Genomic DNA, 7,035 nt, shown 5'->3' on the forward strand with positions numbered 1-7,035 from the left:
CAACCCCTCATCCGTCAGCTTCGCTGACACCTTCTCCCGCAAGGGGAGAAGGAAGACCCTAGGCCGTCATCCGCTCCAGGGCCCGGCGATCCTGCAGCACCACATGGCGGACGGTCGGCAGGGCGATCAGGCCCTCGTCCTGCAGGCTGGTCAGGGTGCGCGAGACGGTCTCGATCGTCAGGCCCAGATAGTCGGCCATGTCCTGGCGGCTCATCGGCACGTCCAGCTCGGCCTTGGCGCGGGTGCGTTCGGCGATGTCCAGCAGCAGGCCGGCGACGCGTTCCTGAGCCGAGCGGCGGCCCAGCATCAGCACGTGGTCCTGGCTGCGCTGCAGGCCCTCGGCGGTCAGGCGCAGGATGGCGCGGGCGGCGTCGCCGCGCTTGGCGGCCAGGTCGCTGAGAGCGCCGCGGCGGATCATGCGGATGGTGGTGTCGGTCATGGCCTCGGCCGTGACACGGTGGGCCTCGCCCAGCTCCAGGCCGAAATAGTCGCCGGCGAAGTGGAACTCGTCGATCTGGCGACGGCCGTCGCGCAGGATGCGGTAGGTCCGGACCGCGCCGGAGACGACCTGATAGACGTAGTCGGCGGTTTCGCCTTCTCCGAAGATCTCCTCGTCTCGAGCGAAGCGCGGGCAGGCGCAGGGCATGGCGAGGACGGCGTCGAGGCCGCCATCGAGTTGGACGGCCGGTTCGAAGCTTTGCGTGCGGATCGGAGACAGCATTGGAAACCCCCAGTTGCCCGGGGGTTATTGCGCCAAAGCAAAAGTCGCGAAATTCGGGGGGGCCGCCTAAGGAAGCCTCGCTAAGGGAAACCCCTTATGCGGCGACCCTTTACAAACCCGTTTTGACCGGGATCAAAGTCAGGGGCCGGTCCGCCTGCGAAGATTTGTTCCATGTGCGACCGGCCCGACCTGTCGGACGGCGACGTCCGGCCCCTGATCCTTCTGCTCGTTGCGGACGAGCCCTTGCGCGAGGCGTTGCGGTTCTCCCTCGAGACCGAAGGCTATAGCGTGACGGCGCCGTCGTGCGCCAACAGCTGCTCGTCGTGCCTGGATTGCCGCGCCGCCGCCTGCGTGATCATCGACGACGGCTCGGCGCCGCTGCCGACCCCTGTTCCCGGCCGCTCGACCATCGTCCTGACCAGCGACGCCCAGCGCTTCCAGCGCCAGGGCGTCAAGGACGTCACCGTCGTGGAAAAGCCGCTGCTGGACGACTCGCTGGGCCGCGAGCTGGCGGCGCTGCTGGCGAAGCACTAGAGGGGCGCTCCCTCGAGCTTATTCCCCGCGCACCGACAGCGTCATGCGCACCAGGGCCGCCAGGTTGTCGGCCTGCATCTTGGTCATCAGCTTGGCGCGGTAGATCTCGACCGTGCGCGGGCTGATGCCCAGCTCGCGGGCGATCACCTTGTTGGCGTGGCCGGCGACCACGCCGTCCAGCACCTGGCGCTCGCGCTCGGAGAGGCTTTCGACGCGCTTGAGGATCGCCGCCTGGTCGGTGGAGACCGGCGCGGCCTCGACCGACTTGAACGCCCGCTGCAGGGCGTCGAGCATCCGCGACTCCGAGAACGGCTTCTCCAGGAAGTCGACGACGCCCGAGCGCATGGCCTCCACCGCCATCGGGATGTCGCCGTGGCCGGTGATCATCACGATCGGCATCTTGACCTTGAGCGTGGAGAGGCGCGCGACCAGATCCTGGCCGCTCATCTCGGGCATGCGCACGTCGGTGATGATCACGCCGGGCCTGGCGCTCTCCAGCGCCTCCAGGAAGGCGGGCGCGCTGGCGTAGGTGACGACCTCGAAGTCCGCCGACTCCAGCAGGAAGGCCAGGGAATCGCGAGCGCTTTCGTCGTCGTCGACCACATGCACGACGGGGGCGTCACTCATCGACGGTCTCCTTGGTCTCCGCCGTCTCCGGGGCGGGCGGTAGGGTGAAGCAGAAGCGGGCGCCGCCGGCCGGATTGGCCTCGGCCCAGATGCGGCCGCCGTGCGCCTCGATGATCGAGCGCGAGATCGACAGGCCCACGCCCATGCCCTGCGGCTTGGTGGTCATGAACGGCTGGAACAGGCGTTCGAGCACCTCGGCGGCGATGCCGGGGCCGGTGTCGTCGACGATGACCTGCGACCAGCCCTCGTCGGTCAGGGCGCTGCTGATCAGCAGGGCGCGCTTCTTGGGCTCCTGCACCTGCATGGCGTCGATGCCGTTGCGGATCAGGTTCAGCAGCACCTGCTGCACCTGGACCCGGTCGGCGAACACCGCGTCGGCCTTCGGATCGAGATTGAGCCGCACGTCGACCTGGCGCTCCTTCTCGCCGATCAGGGCCAGGGCGCTGGCCTCCTCGATCAGCTTGGACAGGCTCTCGGCCTCGCGCTCGCTGGCGCCGCGGCGGACGAAGTCGCGCATGCGGTGGATCACCTCGCCGGCCCGCAGGGCCTGGGCGGCGGCGCGGTCGATAGCGTCGCGGATCTTGGCCTGGTCGGTCTCGCGGCCGCGATCCATCAGCCGGCGCGAGCCGGTCAGCAGGTTGGCGATGGCCGACAGCGGCTGGTTCAGTTCGTGGGCCAGGGTCGAGGCCATCTCGCCCATGGCGGTGAGGCGCGAGACGTGGACCAGCTCGTTCTGCAGTTCCTGCAGGCGGGTTTCGGTCTCCTGGCTTTCTGTCAGGTCGCGGATGAAGCCGGTGAACGAGGGCGTGCGGCCCTTGGTCTCGCCGACCGCCAGCTCCATCGGGAAGGTCGAGCCGTCCTTGCGGCTGCCCACGACGACGCGGCCCGAGCCGATGATCCGCCGCTCGCCGGTGCGGGCGTAGCGATCGAGATAGGCGTCGTGCTGGGCCTTGTAGGGCTCGGGCATCAGCAGGCTGATGTTCTTGCCCAGCACCTCCTCGGCGGTCCAGCCGAACATCCGCTCGGCGGCGGGGCTGAACGAGGTCATCAGGCCCTGGCGATCGATGACGACCACGGCGTCGGGCACGGTGTCCAGGACCGAGCGCAGGTGGTCGTTGACCGCCGCGGCCCGGCGACGCGTGGCGTGGAACCAGCCCCCGCCCACGGCCATGCCGAAGCCGACCGACAGGAAGATCGCCGCGCAGATGCCGCTGATCAGGTTGAACGGGATGTCTCGCGTCACCCACCAAACCGCCGCCCAGGCGAAGGTGGTGGCGAACACGCCGGGACCCACGCCGCCCAGCGCCGCGCTGATCAACACCGCCGGCACGAACAGCAGGAACGACGACGGGGCGGTGAAAGCCTCGGGCAGGTACAGGCGCGCGACAGCCGTCGCCATAACCGACAGGAGGGCGGTGACATAGGCGGCGGGCGAGGGATCGCTGAACAGGGTCGAGGACAGGCCTCGGGCGGGTTTCATCCGCGCAAGCACTCCGACGGAAACGCGGCCCTTATAGGCGACGTGGTTTGAGGCAGGTCAAGGCGGCGTATCCGGCGAATGCTCAAGCTCTTGTCTTCAATCAAGGGAGACGCTCATGTCCGACGGACAAACGGCCTATCTGGGAATGGTGATCGCGGCGTTCGCCGTTTTCGCCGTCGTGCTCTTCGCGACTCATATTCGCGTGAATCTGAAATAAGCGCTTCGCTCAGAGCGTTGCGACAAGGCCCGGCGGCTCGACCGTCGGGCCTTTTTCGTGCGCGCAAGCTTCGCCCAGGCGCAGCGCGCGGCCGCACAGGCGGGTCGGCGCGGGGCGGTGGCTGATCAGCACCAGGCCCTGGCCGGTGCGCGCCAGGCGGCGCTCCAGGCCCTCGATGACGCGAGCCTCGGTCGCCGAGTCCAGGCCCTCGGTCGGCTCGTCCAGCAGCAGCCAGGGCGCGGGCCGCAGATAGGCGCGGGCCAGGGCCAGACGGCGACGCTCGCCGCCCGACAGCCGCTCGCCGTCGTCGCCGAGATAGGCCGACAGCTCGCCCGGCGCGGCGCGGACGCGATCGGCGAGGCCGGCGTCCTCCAGGGCTTCCCACAGCGCCGCGTCGCTGGCCTGGGGCGCGGCCAGGCGCAGGTTCTCGCGCACGGTTCCGGCGATCAGCCCGGCGTCCTGCGGCAGCCACGCGAAGGCGGCGCGGGGCAGGGGGGCGGGCGCCGCCCGCAGGCCCAGCAGAGTCTCGACCAGGGTGGTCTTGCCGCAGCCCGAGGGGCCGACGATGGCCAGCCGCTCGCCGGGCTGGAGGGTCTGGTCCAGGATCGACAGCGAAGGCGTCTCGGCCAGCGGTTTGGCGGGCGCGCGCGGCGGGTGGCGCAGCAAGGCGTTCAACCGGTCGCGAGCCTCGCGCGCCGCGCCGTCCTGGTCGAAGGCGTGGGCCACGCCGGCCAGGGCCTCGACACTCATGGCGGCGGCCAGGCCCGCCAGCGCGGCGAGGGGCGCGCCCGCCGGGGCGGCGGCGGCCATGGCGCCGGCGACGGCCGCGCCCAGGATCGCCGCCTGGCTGGCCAGGACCAGGCCTTGCGCCCGGGCGGCGGTCAGGCGGGCGGCCTCCAGGTCGGCGGCGCGCTGGTTCAGGGTCTCGCCGGCCCAGGCTTCCAGGCCGTAGGCGCGCAGCTCGGCCGAGGCCGAGACCAGGGCGGCGGCGCTGTCCTTCAGGGCGCCGACCTTGGTCTGGACGGCGGCGCGGGCGGGGGCGGAGTAGCGGCGGGCCAGGGCGCGGGCCGACAGGATCGCGGCGCCGGCGGCGGCCAGGATCACCAGGCTCGGCCCCCAGCCGGCGAAGGCGGTCAGGAACAGACCCGCGCCCAGGCCGGCGACCGCGCTCCAGGGGGCGGACAGGCGAACGAAGCGGGTCTCGACGGCGTCGACGTCCTGCACCAGGCGGGCCGAGGCTTCGCCGCGCGACAGGGCCAGGGACTCGGCCGGCGGCGCGGCGGCCAGGCTGGCGAAGACGGCTGGACGGATGGCGGCCAGGGCCCGCAGGGCCGCGGCGTGTCCGGCCAGCCTCTCGCCATAGCGGGCGACGGTGCGCAGGATGGCCAGCAGTCGGATGCCGGCGCTGGGCAGCAGCACGTTGAAGGCGTGGGCGGCGGCCAGGCCCGCCGCGCCGGCCGCGGCGCTGGCGACGATGAACCAGCCCGACAGGCCCAGCAGCAGGGTCGAGGCCGCCCCGACCACAACGGCGCTCAGAATGGCCAGGCGCAGATTGCCGGCGTGGGCGCGCTTCTGGACGCGGATCAGGTCGTCGAGGGGCGTGGACGCGGTCTTCTTCACAGCCGCACCACCTTGTCCGCCAGGGCCGCGACGGCCTCGGAATGGGTGGCGATCAGGGTCGTGCGCCCCTGGGCGGCGCGGCGCAAGGCCGTCAGCATCTGGGCCTCGGCCGCGGTGTCGAGATTGGCGGTCGGCTCGTCCAGCAGCAGGATCGGGTCGGGCTTCAGCAGGGCGCGCGCCAGGGAGAGACGCCGGCGCTCGCCGCCGGAAAGACCGCTGCCGCGCTCGTCCAGCACGAAGTCCAGGCCGCCGGGACGCTGGGCCAGGGCGGGACCGAGGCCCGCGTCGCGGGCGGCGGCCTCGATCTCGGCGCGGGACGCGTCGCGGCGGGAGAGGGCGATGTTGTCGGCGATCGAGGCGGGCAGGATCAGCGGCGACTGGCCGGCCCAGGCGACGTCGGCCGCCGTAACCGGGCGCTCGGCGCCGTCGATCAGGACGTGGCCGCCGCTCAAGGGCGAAAGGCCCAGCAGCAGGTTCAGCAGCGAGCTCTTGCCCGCGCCGCTCGCGCCGACCAGGGCGATGATCGCGCCCGGGGCGATGTCGAGATCGAAGCCCGACACCGCCGGGGCGTCGGCCTCGGGATAGCGGATCGTCACGCTCTCGAAGCGGATCGCCGGGGCGGCGGGCAGGGGGGCGACGGCCGGGGCGGAGGCCGGCTCATCGAAGGTCGACAGACGGGCGGCGGCGGCTTCGGCGGCCTGGCGGTCGTGATAGGCGGCGGCGAGGCGCCGCATCGGGGCGTAGACCTCCGGCGCCAGGGCCAGCACGAAGAAGGCGCGCTTCAGGTCCAACTGCTCGGGGACGGGGAAGGGCAGCAGGCGCAGCAGGTTGAAGCCGCAATAGACCGCCACCAGCGCCACCGACAGGGCGGCGAAGAACTCCAGGGCCGCCGAGGACAGGAAGGCCACGCGCAGCACCTTCAGCGTCCGCTCGGCCAGGGCCGAGGCCGAGCGGGAGAGGGCGGTGGTGGTCGTTCCCTCGGCCTCGAAGGCCAGGACCACGGGCAGGGCGCGGACGCGGTCGAGGAACAGGCCTGACAGCCGCTCGAGGGCTTGGAACTGGGCGCGCGCCTCGGCCGCGGCGGCGGTCCCGGCCAGGATCATGGCGGCGATGAACGGGATCAGGGTCGCTAGCATGATGGCCGCGCAGATCGGGCTGGCGATCGCCGCGACGGCGATCATCAGGAGGGGCAGGGCGGCCGCGGCCATCCGCGTGGGCAGGAAGCGGGCGAAGTAGCCGTCCATGGCCTCGACGCCTTCGACCAGGGCCGTGGTCGCCTCGCCAGCCGGACGACGCGGGCCGCCGAACACTGATCGCGCCAAATCCGCGCGAAGCTCGGCCTTGGCGCCGGCCGCGGCCGTGGCCCCGGTTCGGGCGCTGGCGTAGGCCAGCAGGGCGCGCAGCAGCATGGCCGCCAGCACGCCGGCCAGGCAGGCGCAAAAGATCAGGGGATCCCGATGGTTGGCGATCGCGTCGGCGCCGAAGGCGAGGCCCGCCGCGAAGCCGATCGCGGCCACTCCGTCCAGCAGCCCCAGGCCCCGCGCGTGGCGCAGGGCGGGGCCGGCGGTCCGGTCACGACGCTTCAGCCAAGCCTTGGAAACGGAGGGGTGGACAATCTGTACTATGTGGGAACCCATGGCTTGAGTGTAGGCTGAGGCCGCTCCCGAACCTTGATCACGATCAAGGTTCGGGGCAATGGCCGGGTCTAAGGGTTTCCCCCTTGGTCGGCCTGCGTATCGACCGTTGTCTCGGAGTTGTCCATGGACCCCGCGGTTATCGACCTGTCGCGACTGCAGTTCGCGTTGACGGCCCTCTACCACTTCCTGTTCGTACCCC

Annotated in this window: 7 protein-coding genes; 2 read left to right on the forward strand and 5 right to left on the reverse strand. The window is 71.7% G+C overall.

The genetic code is table 11. The features are described from left to right. Positions 1-58: 58 nt before the first annotated feature. Entirely contained in the window at positions 59-721 is a 663-nt protein-coding gene (locus AX690_RS19735; protein ID WP_066686189.1) for a helix-turn-helix domain-containing protein, read from the reverse strand. Between the two features lie 171 nt (positions 722-892). Here AX690_RS19735 and AX690_RS19740 point away from each other — a divergent pair, with 171 nt between their 5' ends. Beyond that, positions 893-1,255 carry a nucleoside transporter gene (locus AX690_RS19740; RefSeq protein WP_066686185.1) on the forward strand — a complete coding sequence of 121 codons (363 nt, stop codon included), beginning with the start codon at positions 893-895 and terminating at the stop codon, positions 1,253-1,255. Positions 1,256-1,273: 18 nt separating this feature from the next. Here the strand turns inward: AX690_RS19740 and fixJ are convergent, their stop codons facing one another. The 4 genes from fixJ to cydD form a co-directional block, all read right to left on the reverse strand. Beyond that, the gene (gene fixJ / locus AX690_RS19745) at positions 1,274-1,882 is read right to left on the reverse strand and encodes a response regulator FixJ (protein ID WP_066686184.1); all 609 of its coding nucleotides are present in this window, start codon (positions 1,880-1,882) and stop codon (positions 1,274-1,276) included. Further along, positions 1,875-3,362, reverse strand: coding sequence for a PAS domain S-box protein (locus tag AX690_RS19750; protein WP_066686183.1), 1,488 nt, complete (start codon positions 3,360-3,362; stop codon positions 1,875-1,877). Before AX690_RS19750 ends, fixJ begins: the two co-directional genes overlap by 8 nt. A 226-nt stretch (positions 3,363-3,588) precedes the next feature. Next, the gene (locus AX690_RS19755) at positions 3,589-5,199 is read right to left on the reverse strand and encodes an amino acid ABC transporter ATP-binding/permease protein (protein WP_066730529.1); all 1,611 of its coding nucleotides are present in this window, start codon (positions 5,197-5,199) and stop codon (positions 3,589-3,591) included. After that, positions 5,196-6,836, reverse strand: coding sequence for a thiol reductant ABC exporter subunit CydD (gene cydD, locus AX690_RS19760; RefSeq protein WP_066730530.1), 1,641 nt, complete (start codon positions 6,834-6,836; stop codon positions 5,196-5,198). The genes AX690_RS19755 and cydD overlap by 4 nt, the downstream gene beginning before the upstream one ends. A gap of 123 nt (positions 6,837-6,959) precedes the next feature. Here cydD and AX690_RS24320 point away from each other — a divergent pair. Next, the coding region (locus AX690_RS24320; RefSeq protein WP_369798207.1) for a hypothetical protein at positions 6,960-7,035 on the forward strand (76 nt) is incomplete at its 3' end.

It is taken from the genome of Caulobacter sp. CCH9-E1 (assembly GCF_001556515.1).
Classification (GTDB): Bacteria; Pseudomonadota; Alphaproteobacteria; order Caulobacterales; family Caulobacteraceae; genus Caulobacter.

Coding starts and splice junctions, on each gene's coding strand:
- AX690_RS19735 (WP_066686189.1), bottom strand. CDS start 721: ATGCTGTCTCCGATCCGCACGCAAAGCTTCGAACCGGCCGTCCAACTC.
- cydD (WP_066730530.1), bottom strand. CDS start 6,836: ATGGGTTCCCACATAGTACAGATTGTCCACCCCTCCGTTTCCAAGGCT.
- AX690_RS19740 (WP_066686185.1), top strand. CDS start 893: ATGTGCGACCGGCCCGACCTGTCGGACGGCGACGTCCGGCCCCTGATC.
- fixJ (WP_066686184.1), bottom strand. CDS start 1,882: ATGAGTGACGCCCCCGTCGTGCATGTGGTCGACGACGACGAAAGCGCT.
- AX690_RS19750 (WP_066686183.1), bottom strand. CDS start 3,362: ATGAAACCCGCCCGAGGCCTGTCCTCGACCCTGTTCAGCGATCCCTCG.